Annotated in this window: 17 protein-coding genes and 2 pseudogenes; 9 read left to right on the top strand and 10 right to left on the bottom strand. The window is 33.3% G+C overall.

The window, feature by feature from the left end; all coding sequences use genetic code 11:
• Nucleotides 1-71: 71 nt before the first annotated feature.
• Nucleotides 72-2,462, bottom strand: a complete 2,391-nt coding sequence (locus IRZ83_RS12895; protein ID WP_194569302.1) for a 3-hydroxyacyl-CoA dehydrogenase/enoyl-CoA hydratase family protein — start codon at nucleotides 2,460-2,462, stop codon at nucleotides 72-74.
• 135 nt (nucleotides 2,463-2,597) lie between these two features.
• The gene (locus tag IRZ83_RS12890; RefSeq protein WP_029272942.1) at nucleotides 2,598-3,056 is read right to left on the bottom strand and encodes a MarR family winged helix-turn-helix transcriptional regulator; all 459 of its coding nucleotides are present in this window, start codon (nucleotides 3,054-3,056) and stop codon (nucleotides 2,598-2,600) included.
• A gap of 442 nt (nucleotides 3,057-3,498) precedes the next feature.
• Between IRZ83_RS12890 and IRZ83_RS19640 the strand changes: the two are divergent.
• Nucleotides 3,499-3,576, top strand: a pseudogene (locus IRZ83_RS19640) (hypothetical protein); the annotation flags it as partial.
• 164 nt (nucleotides 3,577-3,740) lie between these two features.
• Here IRZ83_RS19640 and IRZ83_RS12880 read toward each other — a convergent pair.
• The gene (locus tag IRZ83_RS12880; protein WP_194569299.1) at nucleotides 3,741-5,369 is read right to left on the bottom strand and encodes a reverse transcriptase/maturase family protein; all 1,629 of its coding nucleotides are present in this window, start codon (nucleotides 5,367-5,369) and stop codon (nucleotides 3,741-3,743) included.
• A gap of 355 nt (nucleotides 5,370-5,724) precedes the next feature.
• Here IRZ83_RS12880 and IRZ83_RS12875 point away from each other — a divergent pair, with 355 nt between their 5' ends.
• Nucleotides 5,725-6,945 carry a hypothetical protein gene (locus IRZ83_RS12875; RefSeq protein ID WP_194569297.1) on the top strand — a complete coding sequence of 407 codons (1,221 nt, stop codon included), beginning with the start codon at nucleotides 5,725-5,727 and terminating at the stop codon, nucleotides 6,943-6,945.
• A gap of 120 nt (nucleotides 6,946-7,065) precedes the next feature.
• Here IRZ83_RS12875 and IRZ83_RS19510 read toward each other — a convergent pair.
• Nucleotides 7,066-7,167, bottom strand: a pseudogene (locus IRZ83_RS19510) (transcriptional regulator); the annotation flags it as partial.
• A gap of 101 nt (nucleotides 7,168-7,268) precedes the next feature.
• On the opposite strand from IRZ83_RS19510, the gene IRZ83_RS12870 reads away from it, so the two are divergent.
• The 3 genes from IRZ83_RS12870 (at nucleotide 7,269) to IRZ83_RS12860 (ending at nucleotide 9,542) form a co-directional block, all read left to right on the top strand.
• On the top strand, nucleotides 7,269-7,895 hold the full coding sequence (locus tag IRZ83_RS12870; RefSeq protein WP_194569295.1) for a hypothetical protein: 627 nt from the start codon (nucleotides 7,269-7,271) through the stop codon (nucleotides 7,893-7,895).
• 839 nt (nucleotides 7,896-8,734) lie between these two features.
• Entirely contained in the window at nucleotides 8,735-9,115 is a 381-nt protein-coding gene (locus IRZ83_RS12865; protein WP_194569293.1) for a hypothetical protein, read from the top strand.
• On the top strand, nucleotides 9,078-9,542 hold the full coding sequence (locus tag IRZ83_RS12860) for a hypothetical protein (protein ID WP_228520693.1): 465 nt from the start codon (nucleotides 9,078-9,080) through the stop codon (nucleotides 9,540-9,542). Before IRZ83_RS12865 ends, IRZ83_RS12860 begins: the two co-directional genes overlap by 38 nt.
• Nucleotides 9,543-9,665: 123 nt before the next feature.
• Here the strand turns inward: IRZ83_RS12860 and IRZ83_RS12855 are convergent, their stop codons facing one another.
• The 3 genes from IRZ83_RS12855 to IRZ83_RS12845 all read right to left on the bottom strand — a co-directional run bounded on the left by IRZ83_RS12855 (nucleotide 9,666) and on the right by IRZ83_RS12845 (nucleotide 14,592).
• On the bottom strand, nucleotides 9,666-11,444 hold the full coding sequence (locus IRZ83_RS12855; RefSeq protein ID WP_194569291.1) for an AMP-dependent synthetase/ligase: 1,779 nt from the start codon (nucleotides 11,442-11,444) through the stop codon (nucleotides 9,666-9,668).
• A gap of 179 nt (nucleotides 11,445-11,623) precedes the next feature.
• Nucleotides 11,624-12,055, bottom strand: a complete 432-nt coding sequence (locus IRZ83_RS12850) for a hypothetical protein (RefSeq protein ID WP_029272948.1) — start codon at nucleotides 12,053-12,055, stop codon at nucleotides 11,624-11,626.
• A 131-nt stretch (nucleotides 12,056-12,186) separates the two neighbouring features.
• The gene (locus IRZ83_RS12845; protein WP_194569289.1) at nucleotides 12,187-14,592 is read right to left on the bottom strand and encodes a TonB-dependent receptor domain-containing protein; all 2,406 of its coding nucleotides are present in this window, start codon (nucleotides 14,590-14,592) and stop codon (nucleotides 12,187-12,189) included.
• Between the two features lie 245 nt (nucleotides 14,593-14,837).
• Between IRZ83_RS12845 and IRZ83_RS12840 the strand changes: the two genes are divergently transcribed.
• Nucleotides 14,838-15,122, top strand: coding sequence for a hypothetical protein (locus IRZ83_RS12840; protein ID WP_194569287.1), 285 nt, complete (start codon nucleotides 14,838-14,840; stop codon nucleotides 15,120-15,122).
• A gap of 61 nt (nucleotides 15,123-15,183) precedes the next feature.
• Here IRZ83_RS12840 and purL read toward each other — a convergent pair whose 3' ends face one another.
• From purL to IRZ83_RS12825, 3 genes are all read right to left on the bottom strand, one after another.
• Entirely contained in the window at nucleotides 15,184-18,849 is a 3,666-nt protein-coding gene (purL, locus tag IRZ83_RS12835) for a phosphoribosylformylglycinamidine synthase (RefSeq protein ID WP_194569285.1), read from the bottom strand.
• A 301-nt stretch (nucleotides 18,850-19,150) separates the two neighbouring features.
• A complete protein-coding gene (locus IRZ83_RS12830) occupies nucleotides 19,151-20,995 on the bottom strand; it encodes an endonuclease (protein WP_194569283.1) in 1,845 nt (614 codons plus the stop codon).
• A 358-nt stretch (nucleotides 20,996-21,353) separates the two neighbouring features.
• Nucleotides 21,354-22,868, bottom strand: coding sequence for a hypothetical protein (locus IRZ83_RS12825; protein ID WP_194569351.1), 1,515 nt, complete (start codon nucleotides 22,866-22,868; stop codon nucleotides 21,354-21,356).
• Nucleotides 22,869-23,117: 249 nt separating this feature from the next.
• Between IRZ83_RS12825 and IRZ83_RS12820 the strand changes: the two genes are divergently transcribed.
• From IRZ83_RS12820 to bshB1, 3 genes are all read left to right on the top strand, one after another.
• A complete protein-coding gene (locus IRZ83_RS12820; RefSeq protein WP_029272954.1) occupies nucleotides 23,118-23,549 on the top strand; it encodes a PaaI family thioesterase in 432 nt (143 codons plus the stop codon).
• A 5-nt stretch (nucleotides 23,550-23,554) separates the two neighbouring features.
• Nucleotides 23,555-24,619, top strand: coding sequence for a chorismate-binding protein (locus tag IRZ83_RS12815; RefSeq protein WP_194569281.1), 1,065 nt, complete (start codon nucleotides 23,555-23,557; stop codon nucleotides 24,617-24,619).
• A 165-nt stretch (nucleotides 24,620-24,784) separates the two neighbouring features.
• Complete coding sequence (bshB1, locus tag IRZ83_RS12810) at nucleotides 24,785-25,501, top strand: bacillithiol biosynthesis deacetylase BshB1 (protein WP_029272956.1); 717 nt, start codon at nucleotides 24,785-24,787, stop codon at nucleotides 25,499-25,501.
• Nucleotides 25,502-25,509 lie beyond the last annotated feature (8 nt).

The raw sequence follows: 25,509 nt of genomic DNA, 5'->3' as shown, positions 1-25,509 counted from the left end.
ATTAGAAGAAAGAGGCAAGCAAGAGGCAAGATTCTCTAAAGTCTTGCTTCTTGTTTCTTGCATCTTATTATCTAATTACGAAGCGGTTTTCCTTTAGTTAACATATATTGAATTCTCTCTAAAGTCTTACGCTCAGTACAAAGAGATAAGAAAGCTTCACGTTCGATATCTAATAAATATTGTTCAGAAACTAAAGTTGCTTCAGATAAATCACCTCCGGCCATTACATAAGCCAGTTTGTTAGCGATTTTTTTGTCGTGCTCAGAAATGTATTTTCCAGCTTCCATTTGATCCGTTCCAACTAAGAACATTCCAAGTGCTTGTTTTCCTAAAACCTTAACATCAGTTCTTCTGATTGGCTGCGTATAACCTGCTTCTGCTAATAACAATGCATGTTTTTTAGCTTCAGCAATCTGACGATCTTTGTTTACTACAATAACGTCTTTTCCGTGCTGTAAAAGTCCTGTGTCAAAAGCTTCGTAACCAGAAGTAGATACTTTTGCCATAGCGATTGTTAAGAAATACTCTTGAAGAACATTCAATTCCACATCGTTTTTGCGGAATAAATCTGAAGCTCTCAAAGCCATTTCTTTAGATCCACCTCCGCCAGGAAGTACACCAACACCAAATTCAACCAATCCCATATAAGTTTCAGCAGCAGCCACAACTTTATCAGCGTGTAAGCTCATTTCGCATCCACCGCCAAAAGTCATTCCGTGAGGTGCTACTACAACTGGAATTCCAGAGTAGCGAACACGCATCATAGTATCTTGGAACATTTTGATTGCCATATTCAATTCATCGTATTCCTGTTCAACTGCCATCATGAAAATCATTCCGATGTTAGCACCTACAGAGAAATTCGCTGCCTGGTTTCCAATAACTAAACCTTGATATTCTTTTTCAGATAAGTCGATTGCTTTATTGATAGCTTGAAGTACATCACCGCCAATTGTATTCATTTTAGACTGGAATTCTAAGTTCAAAATTCCATCTCCTAAATCCTGAATGATTGCACCGCTGTTGCTCCAAACTTTTTTGCTTTCGCGGATGTTGTTCAAGATAATAAATGAATCTTGCCCAGGAACCTTAGTTTGTAATTTTGTTGGAATATTATAGAAATAAGTTGCTCCTTCTTTTACAGAGTAAAAACTTTCGCTTCCAGAAGCCAGCATTTCAGTAACCCATGCAGCAGGGGCTAAACCTTCTGCTTTCATGATTTCGATTCCGTTTGCAACACCAATTGCATCCCAAATTTCGAATGGACCATTTTCCCATCCAAAACCAGCTTTCATGGCATCATCAATTTTGTATAATTCGTCTGAGATTTCAGGAATTCTGTTTGACACATAAGCAAACATTCCGGCGAAACTCTTACGGTAGAATTCTCCCGCCTTGTCTTTTCCTTTTACTAAAACTTTAAAACGATTGATTGGTTTATCAATAGTTTTTGTAAGTTCAAGTGTAGCAAAATTTGCTTTTTTAGCAGCACGGTATTCTAATGTATCTAAGTCTAAAGAAAGAATGTCTTTATCTACTTTTTTATAAAAACCTTGACCCGTTTTGCTTCCTAACCAATTGTTTTCCATCATTTTGGTAACAAATTCTGGAAGTTTGAACAATTCGTGCTGTTCGTCTGTCGGGCAATTTTCGTAAATACCGTTGGCAACGTGTACCAAAGTATCCAATCCAACAACGTCAACAGTACGGAAAGTAGCTGATTTTGGACGACCAATTACCGGACCAGTCAATTTATCAACTTCTTCAATCGTTAATCCCATTTCTTTTACTAAATGGAATAAACTCTGGATTCCGTAAATACCAATTCTGTTTCCAATAAACGCCGGAGTATCTTTAGCAACAACCGAAGTTTTTCCTAAGAATTTAGATCCGTATTCGTTTAAGAAATCCAATACTTCTGTAGAAGTTTTTGGACCAGGAATAATTTCAAATAATTTTAAGTAACGCGCAGGGTTAAAAAAGTGGGTTCCGCAGAAGTGTTGTTGAAAATCTTCGCTTCTTCCTTCGCTCATAAAGTGAATTGGAATACCAGAAGTGTTAGAAGTAACCAAAGTTCCCGGTTTACGGAATTTCTCGATTTGTTCAAAAACTAATTTCTTAATGTCCAAACGTTCTACTACAACCTCAATAATCCAGTCTACATTGGCAATTTTTGCCATATCATCAGTCGTATTTCCAGTTGTGATTCGGCTAGCGAATTTTTGACTGTAAATAGGAGAGGGTTTTGATTTTAATGAATTCGCCAAGTGCTCGTTTACCACACGGTTGCGAACAACTTTACTTTCAAGCGTTAATCCTTTTTTAGTTTCAGCTTCTGTCAACTCGCGTGGCACGATGTCAAGTAATAAAACTTCAACACCAATGTTGGCAAAATGACAAGCTATTCCTGAACCCATAATTCCGGATCCAATTACAGCAACTTTTTTAATTGTGCGTTTCATATTTGTTAATTTTATTTTCTATTGGTCAAATATGTTATCGCCTTTTTATTATTTGGTAAAAAATTTACTGTGGACGATTTCATAATTTGTTACTATTTGTTTTTTTGTATGAGAATTTGAATTGTTTTTTAAAGACTATTCATTTTCCGTATTTTCTGTTTGGGTAAATATATTTTTGTCTTGAATTAATTCGTTTATGATTTCAGAAACCTCAATAAAATGTTTTAGTTTTTCGTCTGAAACATGTTTTCTAACGGTTTCATTAAATTTCAAAACAGTATTTTTAGATAAATCTCTTTTTTCTTTTCCAAATTCGGTCAGGTAAATCAAAACACCTCGTCCGTCAGTTGGGTTTTTTTTGCGAACAATCAAACCTTTGTCTTCCATCGATTTTAATGTTCTTGTCAGGCTTGTAGCTTCCATTCCCATTCTTGGCCCTAAAGCTGTCGATGGAGTTCCTTCTTCTTTATCTATACTTAAAAGAGCAAATCCGGTTGCCATTGTGGCATCGTATTTAGCAGCTTCTTCGTTATACATTCTTGAAACAGCCTGCCATGTAGCTCTCAAAATATAATCTATTGTTTTGTCTTTCATAGGTAACTATATCGATTTCAAATATAATCAAAAAATACTATGCGTGCATATAATTTTTTAATAAATTTTTGGTTAGTAAAAAAATATCTCTGATTTAGAGCGGTTTAGGTTTAAATTTGAATTGAAATATACTATTCTTTTTTGAGATTTTAACAAAATTAATGTGGTAAAAATTCTTTTATGGATTTAAAAGGAGATTTAATTCTGTATAATTCAAAAAACCATTGATTTAATGGAGGATTATTTTTTGGTTTGATGTTTTGAAAAGGAGTTTTTGTAGAATATTTTTTATTTAGTTATGAAAGTTTTCGGTTATAGTATTTCTATACAATCTCTAAATCTATTTTGATAATGGGTTTTATCTTTGTTTTACGGGAGCGATTTCTGATACCAAACGTTTCATCATTTAAAAGAAATCATTCAGTACGTATTGTTCGAACGAATGATGATTGAAACCGATGCGCCGTTTATGCTTCCTAAAAATGTCCCGAACACTCTTTTGAAGAAATACCATGTACGCCGATGCGAACCTGCTTTTCTGCTTTTGTTGCCGGAACAATTGCACAGTTTAAAGGAGTTTCGGGGATTGTTGTTGCGCAAGAAACTACGAAGAATGCTAAAGAGTTTTTTGGGATTTAAGGTTTCTTAACAGGTTTTTAAAATCTGTTAGGTATAATTAAAAGATTATTCTAGGTGTTTTTTAATTGCACAATAAACTATATGTTTACGCTTTCTGACTTGATTTATAAAATGCTTTTCTTTAAAAATTTCTGAACATCTTTTAATATATCCCATGTAATTAGAGTTCTTTTTTTTAGAAGTTACTTTTTTAGAAATTATAGAATACTCACTTCTTTCATTTAAAACTAAAGATGTTTTATTTCGTTCTTTTTGCTTTAGATCACTATTTTCTGCATCAAGTTCGCGTAGTGGTCTGTTATACAATTTTTTTATCTGATTTAGATAAATAGCTTTCTTTTGATAAGGATTTTTATCTATACCTTTTATTGCTCGTTTTGCTCTACGTTTTATAATACTAATTAATCTTCTATAAAATTTTGCTAGATTAGTAGATTTTATTACCACATTGTAACCTCTGAATTCAAAACCAAGATAAATTAAGGGAGAATTAATGGATTGAGTTCCGTCACTATTTATTTTAATTGATGTTAAACGTTCTTGGTTTAATTTGTTAAATATTCGATTTTCAAAAATAAAAACTTCAGTTTTAGCAGAACTAATTTCTAAATTACTCTCTTTAATTAAATCTTCAATGTAAGTTTTAGTAGTTTGGATGTCATCAATATTACAAATTATTACGATATCATCTGAATATCTTCTGTAGTAACCATTTTTTTCTTCTACAAGATTTTGAATTATTGCTTTATCGAAATCGTATAAATATATATTTGCTAAAACTGCGCTAATCGGCAATCCTTGAGGAATGCCAATTATTTGTTTTTTTTCTTTAGAATCTTCTTTCCTAAATGGGTTTTTATATATTCTTAATTTACCATTTTTTATATGATTTCTGAAATCTTCATTCGATTCAAAAAAACATTTGAATCCTTTTTCTCTTCTAATTCGGGCAAGTTTATCTTCTTCGAAACCACTTTTTTTGCCTGATTTGTTTTTTCTTTTTCTTAAATCATCTTTCAGTACATAACTAAAATTTGTACAAGATTTAAAAACATTATAGTGATCATTTGGAAGTTTTGTTTCGTTTATCATAAAAGACCATTTTTGCTTCAAAATGTCATGATCTAATGAAGAAAAAAAACCTTTAATATCGAAAGTTAGTACAGCAGTTTTTTTATTAATAGACGCACGTTGCTTTACTTCGTCGAAGACTTCTTTTGCAAAATGAATTGTACTTTTTCCCTTGTCACATAATTTGTCAATTTTTAATTTACGATAAGCCGTTACACTATCAAATAATTTAGGTGATAGTATTAACTTTTCTTCATATTTTTTATTTAATAAATAAGCATAATATCCATAAATTAAAGCATCATAATGGCTTGCATAATGAAGAGGTCTTAATTTTGAAGATTTTTCTGTGATATTTGTTTTAGAATTTACATGCTTATGAGAGCGTCTATGTATTGTATGTTTATTAGGGTCTGATTTTTTATACTTTCTTTCTTTAATAAACGCATGTATTAAAGGATAAAAAGCATATTTCGAAATAAATTCTTTGTTTTCAATTTGAAGTTTATATTTACGCCAATTTACATCAATTTGTAGGCTAGGAGAAAGGTGTAAGTAACCCTTTGTTTTCATCCAATCCGGGATATTCTGTAATTTACTCATAAATAACCTTGTGCATTAAGTTCTAGCAATAATAATATTCATTTTACATACACCCAAAAGGGGCGGACTAGCACCCAATTACTGAGTCATCGTTTATTTCGTAAATTATAACTTAAATGCAACATCAATGACTATGACCTTGACTTATATCAAATTAATGACTATCTTTGCAACAGCGTTATCCCTTGCGGGTGAACTGTTCTTGATAAATTCTAAACCTGAATATCTCAAATATTCAGTAAAGCAAAAAGCCCTATAGTCCTCGCTAGATGTAAAAAATCAACTTTTCTGCACAAGGTATACAAATGTAAGACTTAAATGTTTATGTTTACACTGAACAGAAAATAAAAATTTTATGACAAAAATTAGGATAGGAGATTTAGTTTCACTTAAAAATCATCCATTTGGTATAGATGCCGATAATGTTAAAATTTCTGCATTTGCTGGCATGACGCCCCCAATTCTGGTAGTTTCTGAAATAATGAATTCAATAACAGAATTTGATGGAGATACAGGGGAGGAAAAACCTAAGCAAGTAAAATGTATCTTTTATTCCCACAAGTCCCATAAATTTGAAAATTATTGGTTTAATGTTAAACAGCTTAAAATTATTTCGAAATTTGAAGATGATGATGAAGACGAAGAAAAAAACGTCGTTGTTAGTAAAAAAGGTGAATTTAATACAGCTTTAGATTCTAGTTTATCTGATGTTGGAATTGAATATCCAAAATCCAATATATTAAGTGAATTAAAAAAGGATTTTTTAAATAGACAAGTTATTCTAAAATCATGTGATCATGAATTAGGAAAAATTAAAAGTACATTTTCTAAAGTTGATAATAAATCATCACAAAAACTTAATTCACATCTAGATTTTTTGCCTCCAGTTTTAACAGTTATAGATGTCAAGCTAAATGATGAAAAAATTTCCTTTAATACTAAATCAGGAAATCAAAAAAAGATAATCTCTTATTTTTTGCTTAAATGTAAATGGTATAATCCATCATCAGGAGGTTTTTCAGAAGATTTTATTCCCATTGAAACAGTTTTACTTGTGCAAGAAGTAAAATCTTTAGAATTAATATCACAATTCATATTAGATAAATTATTTTTAAGGCAAAATCTCGAAAATCAAATAGTTTTGGAATCTGGTGTAGTGATTGATCATAGTTATTTCCAGCCAATTGAAATAATCTTTAATCATTATTATTATAAACTTAAGTACTATGATTTCTTCAAAAATAGATTCAACGAAATTGATTTATCAAAAATAGATTTAGATGAAGAAACTGTCGAGTTAAGTGATTTTATAACTGAAAAAATTCCTGAGTATAAAAAACAATTGGAGGAATTTAGTAGTGTCAAAGAGTTTGATTTTATTGTTGGTAACTATTATCGAATAACTTACAAAGATTTACAAGAGAAAATTACTAGAAGGATAATATTAGTTAAAGAGTTTATCAAAGATAAAGTAATAATAGCCGATTGTTTACTCAGAGATGGTGAAGAAAGACATTTTAGGTTAGATGGAGGTATTTTGAAAATAGAAGTTCTTGATTCTAAATTTTTTATATAATAACATATTTTTATTAGAACTAACCCTGTGAAGTTTCCCAACCTCACATCAGTAATTTAAAGCCAACAAAAATAAAATGCGCAATTCCCATTGCGCATTTTATATATAATAAAAAAAATATTATTTCAATTTCATCAATTTCTCTAAATACCCAACCTTTTCTTTTTCAGACTGAACCAAACGTTCGTAAAGTTCCACAACTTTATCAAGAGGATTGAATGAAATAAAAAATATAAATGTTTTTTAATATACTCTTTTTCTTACTTTAGTTCAATAGTCAATAAATAGTAACTTTAAATTTTTATATTTGCACTATAAACTTCATGAAAAATGAATTACAAAATATCATTTCAGGAAAGAGCCAAGTTAGGCATGGAAATTCTATCCAAACAATCTCCCGTTACCTTAGAAAAAGCGAGAGCGCAGGCAGAGCGCTTAAGTCAAGCAAGCAAATCAAAAGTGAAGAAACAGCGTTAATAAAACAATTCTGTGATCGAAATAGTTTTTGGATTACATACATAAACATTCATGCTTTTATATCTTCAGGTGCAGAGCAAAAAGTCTATCTTCAGAACAAGCATAAAGTAATTAAGCTTAATGATAGTATATATTATGAATCTTGGGAAGATTATTTCAACAATTTGTTGCTGAATAATTATTTCTTTCCAGATACTGCATATCAATTAATTGGATTTTATGAACAAACAGAAGTACTTTACGCTGTAGTGGAACAAAAATTTGTTCAATCTGATATTGCAACAGAATTAGAGAATGTGAAATATTTTTTAAACTCAAACGGTTTTGTTAATACTAGAAATAATGATTATTTTAATGCTGAATTAGGTATTATTCTTGAAGATCTACATGATGAAAATGTTCTGACTTTTGAGAATAATTTATTTTTCATTGATACGGTTTTCTATCTGACAGAGCAATTTTACATACCTTGATTTGTTATAATTTAACAAATTATACTTTTCAGTATAATTTGTTAAATTATAACAAAATATACTACATTTGTATCTGTAATTAAAAAACAGAAATATACATATGATACTTTCAGTAAAACAAAGTTTTGAACATTTAGCCGGAGATATTTCAGCTGAAATGGCAGGACGTTATATGTATTTTTATGAAAATGAAATGTAAATTTTAGAGTTTAAACTCAACATAAAATATATAAAGCGTCCTTATTTGGGACGCTTTTTTTGTTTAAAGCACTTCTCTCGAAGTCTCGGGACGCTCAGTGTGACAAGAAAAAGGGCAACAAAATGATAGAAAAACAAACCATAACTAAAAATAATTAAAAAATAATTTGACCAAATGTTTAATGATTAATCAAAATAGGAAAATATAGTCTTGGAAAGTAATTCGATGAAAGCCAGTCTTTTGGTACAAAACACAGATCTGCACTAGTATGCGGACAGGCATTTCTTTGCCTTAATTTTAAATGTAACTATTTGATAATCAGAAAAATAATCTTAAAAATGATTTGGAAATGTGATTTTTTCTATCCTATCTTTGCCAAACAAAATCGAAACAATGAGTTTCAGAAAACAACAACAACAACAATTAAAGAAATAAAAATAAAATGAGTTTTAAATCATACATAAACAACTTAGGATTAGCAGCCGCGACTTCGGACCGTGGATGGATTACTATGTCGGTGCATCAATATAAGCAATAGGATAATGATATCGTATTTGTTATGAAGCACCTTTAATCGGGTGCTTTTTTTGTTTAGGTGCAAAGCCTCAGAGATAAGGTTTGAATAATTAAAGAATTACAGATGAAAAAGATAAGCACATTGTTTGCTAAAGCAGCAACTATTTTAGCTAGAGCCATAAATAAACTAAATGCAGAAAACGTATCGCTAATAAGCGGAGAAATAATAGCCAGCAGAAAATTTGATGTTCAATCTTCAGCCATTAGCGATGGAGAATTATACAAAAGATTTTGCGCCAAAAACGAAGATACAATTCCGGCGAATGAGCGTTCGTGTCAGGAAGCAGCTTTAAAAAATAAAATTAATAAAACATACGAATTACACGGAACCAAACAGCGAATACCTAATTATCAGAATTATGGCGTTTTGCTGAAATTTCCAAGAATTCTTAAAAAAATATACTACCATGAGCAATATATTAAAAGAATACAAAAAAGCGATTAAAATTAAATATGAAATAGAAAAACAAGGCAAATACTTCGATTATTTGTACAGTCCTTCTCGTGCAAAACTGCGTGATTTGTGCTGGCTTATTTTCGAGAATAATCCAGCTCAGGATGACTTAAATGTTTTTAGAAATTTATTTTCTTTGGATTTTGATCATAGCAAAAAGAATAAGTTTAAGGAACAAAAAGATAAGTTCAGACCTATTGAAACGTTCTTTAAAGGCGAAACAGATCCAACAAATATTGATGCAATAAATATGGCAGCAATTATGGTAGATTTTGAGCCGCGTCCTTTTAAAAAGTTTTATGATACCTATAAGATAGAAGGTACAAAAGAGATTGAAAGTACTGGAAAAAAGAACGCGATCACGCATCATTCTAAGCGGAGAAAATACCTATCTAAATTTTACAGCTATTTTTTCTAAAAATAGATCAGAATACATTACGATGTAAGACAGCGAGGGCGTTGTCTAATTGAAGGAAATCTTCATAAAATAAAAAGGCTGTCTCATAAAGACAGCCTTTTCTTGGTTAAATTATTTTGATTCTTAATTCTGATTATAGATTTTAGCGTAAAGATCTTTGTAAATTTCTTTGATGATCTTACGTTTTAATTTTAGCGTAGGAGTAAGCTGTCCGCCGTCGATAGACCAAACATCTGGAGTCAGCTCAAAACGTTTGATTTTTTCCCAGTGACCAAATTTCTCATTAATGCTTTCAACTTCTTCATCGATGCGCTTAATTACATCTGGATTTTCGCTGATTTCCTTGTCAGTGTTTCCTAAAGTAATTTTATGAAGTTTTGCCCATTCTTTTACAAATTCAAAATTGGGCTGGATAAAAGCGGCCGGCATTTTTTCGCCTTCGCCAATAACCATAATCTGCTCGATAAAACGAGATTGCTTCATGGCATTTTCAATTAGCTGAGGTGCAATGTATTTACCTCCAGAAGTCTTGAACATTTCTTTCTTGCGGTCCGTAATTTTCAAGAAACCTTCACTGTCAATTTCTCCAATATCTCCAGTGTGGAAATATCCGTCTTGCAAAGCTTCGGCTGTTTTTTCAGGATCTTTAAAGTAACCTAACATAACGTTTGGTCCTTTGCATAAAATTTCACCGTCTTGGGCAATTTTTACTTCTACGTTGCGAATTACTTTACCAACAGTTCCAATTTTAAAACCTTTGTTTCTTTCATCGTTTACGGCAATTACCGGTGAAGTTTCAGACAAACCGTAACCTTCCATAACCGGAATTTCTGCAGCAGCAAAAACTCTTGTTAAACGTGGCTGTAAAGCAGCACTTCCAGAAACCATTAAATCTAAATTTCCTCCCAAACCTTCTTTCCATTTGCTGAAAATAAGTTTACGGGCGATTTTTAATTGAAATTCATACCAGAAACCATTGGCTCCGTACGGTTCGTATTTTAAACCTAAATCAATAGCCCAGAAAAATAGTTTTTTCTTGATACCAGTTAATTCAGATCCTTTTGCGTAAATTTTATCGTAAACTTTCTCTAAAAGCCTCGGAACTGCCGTAATCACAGTTGGTCGAACTTCTTTTAAGTTATCACTAATTTTATCAATTGATTCTCCAAAATAAACCGAAACACCATAATATTGATAGATATACAAAATCATTCTTTCAAAAATATGGCAGATAGGCAAGAAGCTCAAAGCAGTGCTTTTTCCCGCATCAAACGGAATTCTAGGTGCACTGTCTAAAACATTCGATACAATATTTTTGTGCGAAAGCATAACGCCTTTTGGCTTTCCTGTTGTTCCAGAAGTATAAATAATAGTTGCTAGATCATCCGTCTGAATGCTGTTTTTTCTAGCTTCAACTTCGTTTTGATTGCTTTCATCTTCACCAAGTGTCAATAAATCTGTCCAATGTTTGCAGCCTGCAATTTCATTAAAAGAATAAACTTCTTTTAAAGTCGGTACGTTAGCTTGAATCAGTCTTACTTTTTGAAGTACTTCTTCATCAGACACAAAGCAGTAAATACTGCCGCTGTGATTTAATATATATTCGTAATCTTCTTCAGAAATTGTTGGGTAAATAGGCACGTTTTGAGCACCTGTCTGCAGGATACCAATATCCATGATGTTCCATTCAGTACGATTGTTTGAAGTAATTACTGCAATTTTATCATCTTTCTGAATGCCCATGCGTAATAATGCTCTAGAAACAGCATTTGCTTTTGCAATATATTCCTGGCTAGATGTTTTTTCCCAGACTCCATTTTTTTTGGTCGCTAAAGCAACCGGAAGGTTATAAGTTTCTTGTTGATAATAGGGAAAATCAAAAAGGCGTGTGATTGAAACCATGTTTAATATATTGAATTTTATCGCAAATTAAATAAAAAATAGGTATAATTTTTAATTTTATGGAATTTTATAGGAAAAATTATAGGTACTATTGAAAATCAACGAAAACGTTTTCTTTTTTGTAGTAAATTTTCCAAAAAACCGATAAAAATTTAATTAGTTCTTATTTTTTAAATAGGCTATTGCACGTTGTAATCCACATATTCTTTTACTCTTTCTCCCATCAAGAACATTTTTTTCTTAGTGAAGTGAATAGAAAATTGAGAATAAATCCATGCATCGCTGTCATTTGGTCTGTACCAAAATGTATAAGATGCACTATTGAAACCTTCTTTAAAGATTGGCACTCCTTCATCAGTACATTCTATTCCCCAGTTGATTTTCTTTTTGCTTAAATCAGCTGATTGAATAACTCCGGTTCCATCAGGATTCAATAAAGTAAAAGGTTCTTTTACGCCTGCAGGGATATAAGTTCCCGGAATAGGATAACCAATGGTTGTAGTAATATAATGATCACGTCCGTTATAAGAGATTTGATCTACCTGAACTTGCGAATGTGATTTTGCACCAATAAAAAATAATGCAATAAATAGGTAATGTATTGATTTCATTCTATGTAGGTTTAAGTGTTTTTGGGGTTTTAAAAAAAAACAGTGGCAAGATTTTTTTGCGAATATAGTTCAAATTTCATTAGAAAAATGAATCCCAATTACAAGAATGAAATTTTTTATTTTTTAAAAGATTACTCTGTTGAAAATTGATTTTCTAATAATTTTTCTTTAAAATCTGACTTGAAAGTATAAGCAAACGTAATCATCAGCGCACGCGTATCTGATTTATTAGTTCGATTATTACTAAACAGTAAAGTATTGTTTTTGTAACCGCTTTCGAGCGTATTAAACAGATCTGTCACAACTAATCCTAAACGTGCATTTCCACTTCCAAGTTTTTGCTGAAAACCCATATCTACGTTGTAAATCGGAATTCTTTTTCCCTGTGGTGTTGCAAAAGCCGAGTTGTAGTTTCCGATAAGCTGGAGTTTACCGCCTTTCCAGGGAGCAAAATTGTTTATGATTTTTCCGTACCAGCTAAAAGCATTGCGAACAACATCTTGTGCAAGATTAGAGGCATCGATGTTTTGCTGAAAAGCAGTTAAGCTGATATTTGCATCATAAAAACCAATTGGCTTTAGACTGAAAATAGTTTCTAATCCGTAAGTTACAGTGCTTCCAATGTTTTTTGGCATCAGCAAAACAACTCCATTATCTTGAAGTGTCGCATATTGCTTGATGGTATTTGAAGCATTTCGATAAAAAATATTTGTAGAAAACGAATAGTTAGACCAATCTTTAGTATAGCTTATTTCGCCAATGTGAATAATTTCTGGTTTTAAATACGGATTCCCGCTATGTGGATTCAATGCATCTGTAATATCCATAAACGGATTCAGATCATCTAAATCCGGACGATTGATGCGTTTGCTGTAGCCGATTTTTACAAATTCATCTTGTTTTAAATTCAATTGCAATGATGCTGATGAAAAAAGTTTAAAATAATCGTTGTTAAAACGATCGCTATTATTTTGTGTGGCTCCATTGTTCGAAACATTTTCTGCACGCAGGCCTAAATTGTATTTCCATTTCGGATTTTCTTTATCGCCTATAAATGAATTCAACATAGCGTAAGCAGCATTTATTTGCTCGTTGTATTTAAAAATATTGCTTGCTAACGGATTTATAACATATTCGCCATTAACCAGATCAGCGCTTTCAAAATCCGAATTAAAAAAGCGGAACGTTCCTTTATAACCTGTTTCTATAATTGATTTTTCAGAAACCGGAAAAGTATAGTTTAGAATAGCATTTGAAATATTTTCATGTTCATAATTATGTGTTCGCTGAAAGACAACTTCGTCAATCTGCTGTTGATATTCGTCGTAATTATAAGTGTCAATATTGGTGTTTTCTCTGTCTTTATTGAATGAAGAAGTAATACTCGCATTTAGATTTTTTCGATCATCATCAAATTTTTTGTCATAATTAAAAGCCAGTTCACCAACTTTTGAGCGTTCCAGCTCTAATGAATGTCTTTTGTTACTAGAGAAAAAATCATTTGCACTAGTAGTAACCTGCGTATATAAAGTTTCATCATTATCTTGACTTTCCATATTTCCTAAAGCTTCAAATGAAAAAGTGTTTTTTTCGTTTGGAGAAAAATCAATATTCAATTTCAAATTCTGAAGTCCTTCCTTTCGTTCATCGTTTCTGTTTTGATGAATAAAATGCTCGTCATCAATAAAATAATTAGTTCTGTCTGAATTTATTTTTTTGGTTCGTCCAGCAAAACGATTGTCATAACCTAAACCAAAATTCCATTTTTCTGTTTTTTGATTTAGTAAAACAGAACTGTTTATCCTTCCTTTGGCACCAAAACCGCCTCCTAAAACCACTGCGCCATTTAGTCCATTTTGGTTGTTTTTCTTTAATTTTATATTAATGACGCCACTTTCAGCATTAGCATCATATTTTGCCGTTGGATTGCTTATTATTTCAATACTTTCGATACTGCTTGCTGCAATCTGATCCATATTTGAAATCGCAGAATTTTTTCCGTTAATCAAAATCAAAGGCGATTTTCCTCTCATTGTAATACCGCCTTCAGCATCTACAGCAACGGTCGGAATACTTTTTAGCATATCGGTAGCCGTTCCGCCTGATTGCGAGATATTTGAAACGGCATTAAAAATAAAACCCTCATCTGTTTTCTGAATTTGTTTTTTTTGAGAATGCACTACAACATCATGCAACAAATTGGTATCGTTTTGCAAAGTAATTGTTCCGATGGAAATTGGAGCGCTTTCAATTTTTACTTTTTTTCTAACTGTTTTAAATCCGATTAATTTGAATTGTAATTGATAATCACCAGAAGCTATATTTTCTAAAACAAAATTCCCTGAAGCATCCGTTACGGCATATTGGGCAATTCTAGTCGAATCGATGCTGTTTTTTAAAAGGACATCGACAAATTCTACGGCTAGTTTTCCGTCGGTAACATTTCCTTTTATAAAAGCTGTTTTTTGTCCAAAAGAAAATGGGCTGATAGTGAATAAGAGAATCAGAAATAAGAATTGATGCGTCCGTTTTTTCATAAGACAAAGATATTTATCCGAATAAATAGAGCTTCTTAAACTTCCTTAAGATAGTATTAAGTTAGCCTTAGCTAAGATTAAATTTCTATTAACAGATAAGATATCAAATAAAAAAAAGGTCTTTTTCCCCTATAAAAAACAGGAAAAACCATTGGCGTTTTGACAAGCAGTACTATTAATTTTATCTTATTAAAATGCGAAAGCCGAAAAGCAAACGAGTAGGCATTATTTAAAATCTAAAGAATATGGAAACTGCTTTTTTCTTAGCAATGGGATGGTGTGGTACCAAATACCCAGGCTGGTGGAGACGCTTTTGGAAAAACCCACCGCCACCGCCAGATCCGGAACCTTGGTGGACTGTTGCATTAATTGGTATTGGACTAATTGCGGGAGTTGCCGGCGGCACATTATTTAATAATGCAATACTTGACAGCCGATTTTTTGCTGGTCAAAATGCTATTGCTTCAGGTTTATTTGCCTTTGGTGCTGCTAATATTGCAACAGGTATTGCCTCAGCGTTTAAAAACTAAAAAAAAATGCCTCGACTTAAGTATAGTGTCGAGGCATTTTTTTATATAATGAAACTAAAATTTAGTTTTTCTCAATCCATTTTCTGGCATTAACAAACGCTTCATGCCAAGGCGAAACCTCGTCGTTTCTGTCTTTTGGATAATACGCCCAGTTCCATTGGAAAGTTGAACGCTCAATATGAGGCATCATAACCAAATGTCTTCCAGTTTTGTCACACATCATTGCGGTGTTGTAATCAGAACCGTTAGGATTTGCAGGATAACCTTCGTAAGCATATTTAGAAACAATGTTGTAGTTTTCTTCCGCAAGAGGCAAATTGAATTTTCCTTCTCCGTGAGAAACCCAAACTCCTAAAGTACTTCCGGCCAATGTCGATAACATAACCGAATTGTTTTCCTGAACTTTTACAGAAGTAAAGATACTTTCGTGTTTCTGGCTTTCATTATGAAGCATTTTTCCGTGAACTTCATGCTCAGGATTAATTACTTCTAATTCCATAAACAACTGGCATCCGTTACAGATTCCGACAGATAAAGTGTCTTCTCTTTTGAAGAAATTATCTAAAGCTGTTTTTGCTTTTTCGTTGTATAAGAAAGCTCCGGCCCAACCTTTAGCAGAACCTAAAACGTCTGAATTAGAGAATCCTCCAACTGCACCAATAAACTGAATGTCTTCTAAAGTTTCACGTCCAGAAATTAAATCGGTCATGTGAACGTCTTTTACATCAAAACCTGCTAAGTACATAGCATTTGCCATTTCACGCTCAGAATTACTTCCTTTCTCGCGGATAATTGCTGCTTTTGGTCTTGGTTTAGAATTGTCGATTTCTGGTTTTTTTCCTGTAAAGTGAGCAGGGAAATTATAATTTAAAACCTGATTTTTATAGTTTTCAAAACGTGCTTGAGCTCTTCCGTTTTTAGATTGTTTTTGATCTAATAAATAAGAAGTCTCGAACCAAACATCTCTGTAAGTTGGAATATCCAATTTGTAATCTGCAAATTCTAAAGTGGCAGTTTCTTGAACTGAACCAATTTTGAAGAATTCGATATTATTCGCGTTTAATTTAGCTTCAACAGCTGCATCTTCTTTTGCTTGGAAAACAATTCCGATGTTTTCAGCGAAAAGGATTTTTAATAAGTCTTTTTCCGCGAATCCCGAAGCTTCGGGACTGAAATCAATTTTAGCTCCCAAATTCACATCAGCAAAACACAATTCTAAAAGTGTAGTAATCAAACCACCGCTTCCGATATCGTGACCTGCTAAAATCTGGTTTTCGCCGATTAATTCCTGGATTGTATTAAAAGCATTTTTAAAGAAAGAAGCGTCTTTAATAGTAGAAGTTTCGTTTCCAATTGTATTTCTAATTTGCGCAAAAGAAGAACCTCCTAATTTGAAATCATCTTGAGACAAATTGATATAATAAATAGAATCTCCGTCTTTTTGTAAAACAGGTTCAACTACTTTTCTAATGTCTGTACAGTTTCCTCCAGCAGAAATAATAACCGTTCCCGGCGCGATTACTTCGTCGTTTGGATATTTTTGTTTCATCGAAAGTGAATCTTTTCCTGTCGGAATATTGATTCCCAATTCGATTGCAAATTCAGAACAACCTTCAACAGCAGCATATAAACGAGCGTCTTCACCTTCGTTTTTACAAGCCCACATCCAGTTTGCAGAAAGTGAAATTCCTTTTAAACCATCTTTAATTGGTGCCCAGATAATGTTTGATAACGATTCTGCAATTGCATTTCTAGAACCCGCAACCGGATCAATCAAAGCTGCAATAGGAGCGTGGCCAATAGAAGTTGCAATTCCTTCTTTACCTAAATAATCCAAGGCCATAACGCCGACATTATTTAAAGGCAATTGTAACGGACCTGCATTTTGTTGTTTTGCCACTTTTCCGCCTACACAACGGTCAACTTTGTTTGTCAACCAGTCTTTTGAGGCAACAGCTTCTAAACGTAAAACGTCTTTTAAATAACTTTCGAAATCCCCTGCGTTGTAAGCAACATCAGCATATTTTCTATCGATAGTTTTATCTGTCATAACCGTTTTTGGAGAACTTCCGAAGAAATCTTCTAAAGCATAATCCATCGGTTTTGAACCATTTGATTGTGATTGAAAAGTAAAACGGTGATCTCCCGTTACATCTCCAACCTGATACATTGGTGAACGCTCTCTGTCGGCAATTCTTTGTAAAGTATCAATATCTTTTTGACCGATAACCAATCCCATTCTTTCCTGAGATTCGTTACCAATAATTTCTTTTGCAGAAAGTGTTGGATCTCCAACTGGTAATTTATCTAAATCGATCAAACCTCCAGTTTCTTCAACTAGCTCTGAAAGACAATTTAAGTGTCCACCTGCACCGTGATCGTGAATCGAAACAATTGGATTATTGTCGCTTTCTACCAAACCACGAATGGCATTAGCAGCACGTTTTTGCATTTCAGGATTTGAACGCTGAATGGCATTCAATTCGATTCCTGAACCGAAAGCTCCTGTATCTGCAGAAGAAACTGCAGCTCCGCCCATTCCGATTCTATAATTTTCTCCACCAAGAATTACGATTTTATCGCCTTCTTGCGGTTTCTTTTTAATTGCCTGATCTAATTTTCCGTAACCAATTCCACCCGCTTGCATGATTACTTTATCATAACCAATTTTACGGTCGTTTTCTGAATGTTCGAAGGTTAAAACTGAACCTGTAATAAGCGGCTGTCCGAATTTATTCCCGAAATCAGAAGCTCCGTTTGAAGCTTTGATTAAAATGTCCATTGGCGTTTGGTACAGCCATTTTCTTTCTTCAACAGCGTTTTCCCATTTTCTGTCGTCTTTCAAACGAGAATATGAAGTCATGTAAACTGCAGTTCCTGCCAATGGCAAAGAACCTTGGCCACCTGCTAAACGGTCACGAATTTCTCCTCCTGATCCTGTTGCAGCTCCGTTGAAAGGCTCAACTGTTGTTGGAAAATTATGTGTTTCTGCTTTTAAAGATAAAACCGAATCAAATTCTTTTATCTCATAATAATCAGGTTTATCTGCCGATTTTGGTGCAAACTGCTGCACTTTTGGTCCTTTTACAAAAGCAACGTTGTCTTTGTAAGCAGACACGATATCGTTAGGATTTTCTTGGGATGTTTTTTTGATTAATTTGAAAAGAGAAGTCTCTTTTTCTTCACCGTCAATAACAAAAGTTCCGTTGAAAATTTTGTGGCGACAATGTTCTGAATTAGCTTGAGAGAAAGCAAAAATTTCAGAATCAGTTAGTTTTCTTCCTAGTTTTACAGCAAGATTGTCTAAGTAATCAACTTCTTCCTGGCTTAAAGCCAAACCTTCTACTTTATTATATGTTGCAATATCATCGATTTCCAAAATAGGTTCTGGCTGAACATTAATTGTAAAAATCTCCTGATCTAATTGATTGAATTTTTGAAAAAGCATCGGATCAAAATCAGTAAAATCTTCCGTTGCCGGATGAAATTCTTCAATTCTGATAATGCCCGGAATACCCATATTTTGAGTAATTTCTACAGCATTTGTACTCCAAGGTGTGATCATAGTGGCGCGAGGACCAACAAAAAAATCCGACAGCGCGGATTTTTCGATCTTATTAGAGTTGGCAAAAAGCCAGTTTAGTTTTGAAATGTCTTGAGCCGAAATTTCGTTTTGCGTTTGTACGGCAAAAACAGTTTTGCTTTGGTTTTCAAAGAAATGGATCATTGTGATGTGTAGTTTGTTGTATTGAAGGTGCAAATTTAGTGTAAATAAATAGCAAGCGCAAATTTGAAAACAAACTCTTTTGAACTTTTTGCCACAAAGGCGAGAAGGCGCAAAGTTTTTTTGTTTCTCGCAGATTTGGCAGATCAAGCAGATTTATTTTAGATTATTAAATCGGCGTAAATCTTTAGTTAGTTTTGTATATGCCTTATCTGCAAAATCTGCGAGAAAAATTAAATTCTAAAACTAAATAAAACAAAAAAAGCGACAAAATTTGTCGCTTTTAAATAAAGTAAGATGTAATTTAATTGATAATTATCTTTTTAGCTACTGTTTTTGAATCAGTCGATATTATAACCACATAAATTCCTTTTGCAAGATAACTTACCGATACTGTTGTATCTGTAGTATTTTGTTTTTTGAAAACAGTTTGACCTGCAAAAGAAAGAATTTCGATTGAATATGGAGAAGCCGAATTACCTAAACCGACATTAAAATTTCCGTCAGAAGGATTTGGATAAAGTACAATTTCATCTGAAAGTTCTACCACCTCTTCTTCAATAGGCTGCGCCATTTTGCTTGCCAGATTATTACAAGTATCTGTGGTATACGAATCCCATTGTGAACTCAAATTGAAAGTTGTGGTTGGAGCGGTTACAGTTGATTTTCTTCTTAAAGTGACATCAGCAGCAAAATTTGCTGTTCCACCGCTAAAAGTTCCGATGATGTCAATTAGAACTCCATTTTTAAATAAACCTACAGCGTCATTTCCATTAAAAGTCAATTCGGTTGCCGTTGTTGAGATGTTGGCAGCACTTGTAGAAAAACAGGTTGATGAAATAGAACTGTTTACAATTACAAACTTACTTCCTGTTGTTAATGTTCCTGTTAAAGCCAAACCTGTGCTCCAAGAACCTGCACCATTAGTTTGTTTTTTGATCGTATAAGCAGCTAAACTAACTGAACTTCCGGTATTGTTGGCGATTTCCAATGCTTTGTTGTTTCCAGAACCTTCAATATATTCAGAGAAAAGCAAATCGGTTGCTGTTCCGGTGCCACTGCTGTTGGTTGTAACGGCAATGATATTGCTTGATGCAGAAGCATTTCCGGCAGCGTCTTTTGCTTTTACATAAATAGAATAACTTGTTGAGGCGGTTAAACCTGTAATTGTTGCTGTTAAACCAGAAACGGTTGTTTTTAATACACTGTTAGCGTACACATCATAACCTGTAACGGCAACGTTATCTGTAGAGGCACTCCACGAAAGTGTAATAGAAGTTGCTGTTTTTGTTGTTGAAGCCAAACTCGCAGGAGCACTCGGCGGTTGAGTATCTCCAGAAGATGTTCCGCCCCAAATTTGAGTTACATATTCTGGATGATCGATATACGGATTTCTATTGCCTTGACGTGCATAAATAGCATTGTTTCTCGCTATTTCTCTAGCGCTAACAGGATCTTGTGCGTTCCATGCTAACAGAACATTTAAGAAAGCAGTTGTAAAAACTTTATTGCTTGAACCATCAAACATGGCATATGAATAGCCGGAAACCGTATTTTCGTAGCGCGTTGCAAAATAGAAATACATTCTCGCAATGTCGCCTTTAAAAGCATTTACCGGTTCAAAAACAGTTCCTGAATATCCGGATACTGAACTTGATCCCAATTTGCTTCCGTTTTGAGAAGTATACGTTGCAGTACTCACGGTTCCATGTGGGTAATTAGAACGCATTCCGTTTACTTTTCCGTCTGTTGGTGTTATAAAATGTGCATCGGCAACCATTGGTGACTGCTCATTAAAAACCGATTGCGGAATAATGTGTTCTCTGTTGTAGCAATCGCCTTCTACAGAATAATTTCCGCATCGCTGTGTAGTTCCTGTACTGTAATTGTAAGGATCTGTTCCTGACGGATTTTCAGAATACATGTCTAAAACTGTTCCGTCATTTTCATAGAAATTATCAACATCAGACGTTTGGTAGGTTGTATACAAGCCGGCATAACCATTATCAGTATGCCCTTTTATAATGTTGTACAATTGCGTTTTTAAAGTGTAACCCGTTCCGGTTGCAGTGGTGTAATAACCAGAAGGAATTTGAGCAAAACCAGCTGTAACAAATACCAATAAAAGTAAAAAGTAGTTTTTTTTCATAGTCAATAGTTTAAGATTTGGTTAGAAATATAATTTTAATAATCTGATTTTTAGAAGTTTAAAATTAGTATTGTAACAAATCTACTACTTTTATGTATACGATACGTTAAGTGATGTTTAATTTTAGATATATTTTCTTACGGATGTTTTTTGTTGCCACAAAGGCGCTAAGAAGCAAAGTTTTATTTTAACAATAATTACGGGCTATTTGTCATTTCGAGGAACGAGAAATCACACTCGAAACTCTACAAAGATTGGCGATTCTAGGAATGGAATCACTAGTGTGATTTCTCGTTCCTCGAAATGACAAGATTGTGAGTAAGAAACTTTGCGCCTTAGAGACTTTGTGGCAAAATTTTTATTTCGGAAAATCTTGACTCTGATAAGCGCCCAAATCCGGAGGAGAAGTTCTCGTAATGCCTAAAATATCCAGCGGCATTATATAGGCCTGATTCCCTTTCGCGAAAGCGGCAGAAGTTTTATCAATATTGAATTGATTTTTAGCAACATTATAAAACTTCGGATTTTCGTTTAGAATAATCTGATTGTAATGTTGTGTATCTGTTTTAAATTGATAATCAGCATTTGTTGTTGAACCGCTAAATTTCAGCAAACAATTGTTTAATTGATATACAAATGCGGTATTTGCATTTTTGCTTAAATTGAATTCGTTGGTATTCGAACCGTAAATAATACAATTATTAAAAGTGGCTTGAGTAAGCGGATTTGTTTCTGGTGCTGCGCCGGCCAAACTATTGCTTAAATTGACTGCAAAATGTGAACTGTTTTGCCAATTGTTGTTGAAAGTACAATGCGTAAAACTATAATTGCCTCCATAAACACAGGACAAACTTGCCAAGCCAGAATAATTGATAACTATATTTTCACCAGAAATACGGGCATTTTGAGCTAAGATTCCATATTCTGCACAATTGTAAATCTGCGTATTTTTGATTGTCAAAGTCGTTGCATCCTGATTTTTTATATTTAATCCAGTTACAGCATTTTTGAGCGTTAAATGATTGATTGTGTTATTTGTACTTCCGTCAGCTAAAATAACCGAATTCCACTGCCCAGGAATAGCATCATAAAGAGATTCTAATCTGTCACCTTCAAAAATTACTTCATTTTCTAATTCTTTAGTAGTAGAAACTGTTCCATTAATTTGAAGTGAGGCTTTATTATCTACAAAAAGTCCTGAATTGGCATGAAAAAATACTCGTGATCCTGCTTCAAAAGAGACTGTTTTATTTTGAGGAACTCCTGCGTATCCGTAAATTACATAAGGTTTTTGTTTGGTAAAAAGTAATTCGTTTCCGTTTACGGCGTCATTTTCATCCAAATAAAATCCGTCAACATCTTTGCCGTCAATTTTGATTTTTTCTTTAGTTCCGTCAGCATTTTGCTTTGGATATAAAAAAACCGCATCCTGAATTAAAGTTACTAAAGCGACTTGCTGTAAATTAGCTCCGCTGTCAAACTGAATTTCGTCTGTGTATAAAAAATCTGCAGGATTGGCGTCTGTAATATCGGCGGTCGTTTCTATAAAAATATACAAACTGTCTTTTGCCAAAAGCGTAACATCTTTAAAGATTTTTCCATTGTTGCCGCTTATTCCGTCTACCGTCATTCGGTATTTAGAATTCAGTCCTTTTTTTAATTGTACAATCGGAATCGAAATGTCATTTTTGCTTTTGTTGTACACTTTAAGCTGATAAGTACTTGAACCGATGTTTTTAAAAACAGTATCCAAATAAACGGTATCTTTTGAAAACTTTAAATCTCCGGAACTGGCGACAGTATCAAAATCAGTTCGGCAAGAACTGAAAGCTAAAAGTAAACCGAGAATGAAGAGTACAAAATAATGACGCATTTGAATAAGTTTTTTTGCCACAGATTAAAGAATTAAAAAAAAATTCTCGTGACGGAATAATCTTAAATCTGTAAAAATCTGTGAAATCTCTGGCTAGAAAAAATTAGTTTCACCAAAGATAGAGATTGATTGTTTTTGTAAAAATAACAAAAAACTTACATGTTTTTAAGTTGATTTTTAATTTAGAATTCGATTTTCCAATTTGTATCTCATCTTTTCTTTAATTTTACGATTTTAAAGCTTAATTTAATGAATTATACAAAAGAGCAAATCTTAGCGCGTTGCAATGAGTTTTCTAAAAACACGTTGATGGAAACGCTTAAAATTGAATATATAGATGCAGGTGAAGATTTTTTAACAGCTAAAATGCCTGTAAATCCAAGCGTTCATCAGCCAATGGGATTATTGCATGGCGGTGCTTCGGTTGCTTTGGCAGAAAGCGTAGGCAGTGCAGCATCATTTTTTTTTATCAATACAAAAGAACAAGAAGTTCGAGGTATTGAAATCGCTGCAAATCATTTAAAAAGTATTCGCGAAGGCTGGGTTTTTGGCACAGCGCGCATTATTCATAAAGGAAGAAGTATTCATTTATGGGAAATAAAAATTACCGATGAAGAAGGAAATTTAATCTCGCTTTGCAAATTGACAAATATGGTTTTAGATAAAAAGAAAACCGAATAGAACCTATGAATGACTTTTTTTCTACTATAAGAAAACACCAAGCACAAAATTTACCTTTTGTAATTTATTCTAAACCAAATTCGTCGAGCATTTTTGCGCTTTTACAGCAAGATGACACGTTGTATAAAGTGTCAGATTACAGTGAAAAAGGGTTTGTTTTTGCATCTTTTGATGAAAAACAATTGATTTTAATTCCAGAAAAAGAATCTAAAATCATAAGCGCAGAACAAACTCATGTAGATTTTAATCCGATTGAAATTGAGGATTTGCCATTTGATTCTGATGCGAAAACGCAATATGAAAATTTGGTTGAAAAAGGAATCGAAGCGATTAAAAACGACGAATTTAAAAAAGTAGTTTTGTCCCGAAGCGAGAAAGTAGATTTAATCGATTTTGATTTTATTGTTACTTTTCAGCGTTTGATTCATTTATATCCTACCACTTTTTCATATTGTTTTTTTCATCCTGAAATTGGGCTTTGGATGGGTGCAACACCAGAACAGTTACTAAAAGCTAATGGAAGCGTTTTTGAAACTACAGCGTTGGCAGGAACGCAGAAAGCCAATTTAGAAACTGAAATTTCTTGGCAACAAAAAGAAAAAGACGAACAGCAGTATGTAACTGATTTTATTGTAAAGCGATTACGCGAAGTTGCTTCTTCTGTAGTTATAACACAGCCTTACAGCATAAAAGCGGGATCAATCTGGCATATTAAAACAGATATTTCTGGAATTTTGAATGAGAATTCAACTTTGCAGGAAGTTATTGATACACTTCATCCGACGCCAGCCGTCTGCGGTTTGCCAAAGAAAAAGGCAAAAGCATTTATTATAGAAAACGAAAATTACGACAGAACTTTTTATACAGGTTTTTTGGGCGAATTAAACAGCAGTTTTGCGCATAGCGCCAACAGTTCTGATTTATTCGTAAATTTACGAAGCATGCAGATTAAAGATAAAACTGCCATTTTATACATGGGATGCGGTATTACCAAAGAAAGTGTTCCTGAAAAAGAGTGGGAGGAAAGCGTCAATAAATCGATGACGATGAAAAGAGTTTTAAAAAAATAGTTTAAAGTTTCACGTTTCAGGTTTCAAGTTTCAAGTCGCGCAAAGAACGTGAAACCTGAAAAGTGAAACCTGAAACTTGAAACAAAAGATATAAATAGTATACAGTTTGCAGTCTCAGTGCACAACTTGAAACCTGAAACCTGAAACAAAAAACAAAAGAACAAAATGAAATTAGACATACTAGCCTTTGGCGCACATCCTGACGATGTAGAATTAGGTTGTGCAGGAACCATTTTAAAAGAAGTATCTCTTGGTAAAAAAGTAGGTATTGTAGATTTAACCCGTGGCGAATTAGGAACGCGCGGTACTGCTGAAACAAGAGATCAAGAAGCAAAAGATGCCGCAGAAATATTAGGTGTTTTGGTACGTGAAAATTTAGGTTTGCGCGATGGTTTTTTTGTTAATGACGAAAAGCATCAGTTAGAAGTTATTAAGATGATTCGCAAATACAAACCTGAAATTGTATTATGCAATGCAATTGATGACCGTCATATCGACCACGGAAAAGGAAGCAAACTGGTTTCTGATGCCTGTTTTTTATCTGGATTGATGAAAATTGAAACTTCTATTGACGGAGAAAATCAAGAAGCGTGGAGACCAAAAGTAGTGTATCATTATATTCAATGGAAAAATATTACGCCAGATTTTGTAGTTGACATTACAGGTTTTGAAAAGAAAAAAGTAGAAGCAATTTCAGCTTATAAAACACAGTTTTATGATCCGAATTCAAAAGAACCTGCAACACCAATAACAAGCAAAAATTTCTTTGAAAGCTTAAATTATCGAGCACAGGACTTAGGAAGACTAGTTGGTAAAGATTTTGCGGAAGGTTTTACTGTCGAAAGATGTTTGGCAGTCAATAGCTTAGAAAATTTGATGTAATTTTTTCA

The sequence above is a fragment of the Flavobacterium sp. JLP genome (assembly GCF_015350755.1).
Classification (GTDB): Bacteria; Bacteroidota; Bacteroidia; order Flavobacteriales; family Flavobacteriaceae; genus Flavobacterium.
The sequence above is the reverse complement of the archived record's forward strand: the minus strand, read 5'-3'. Positions and strand labels throughout refer to the sequence as shown.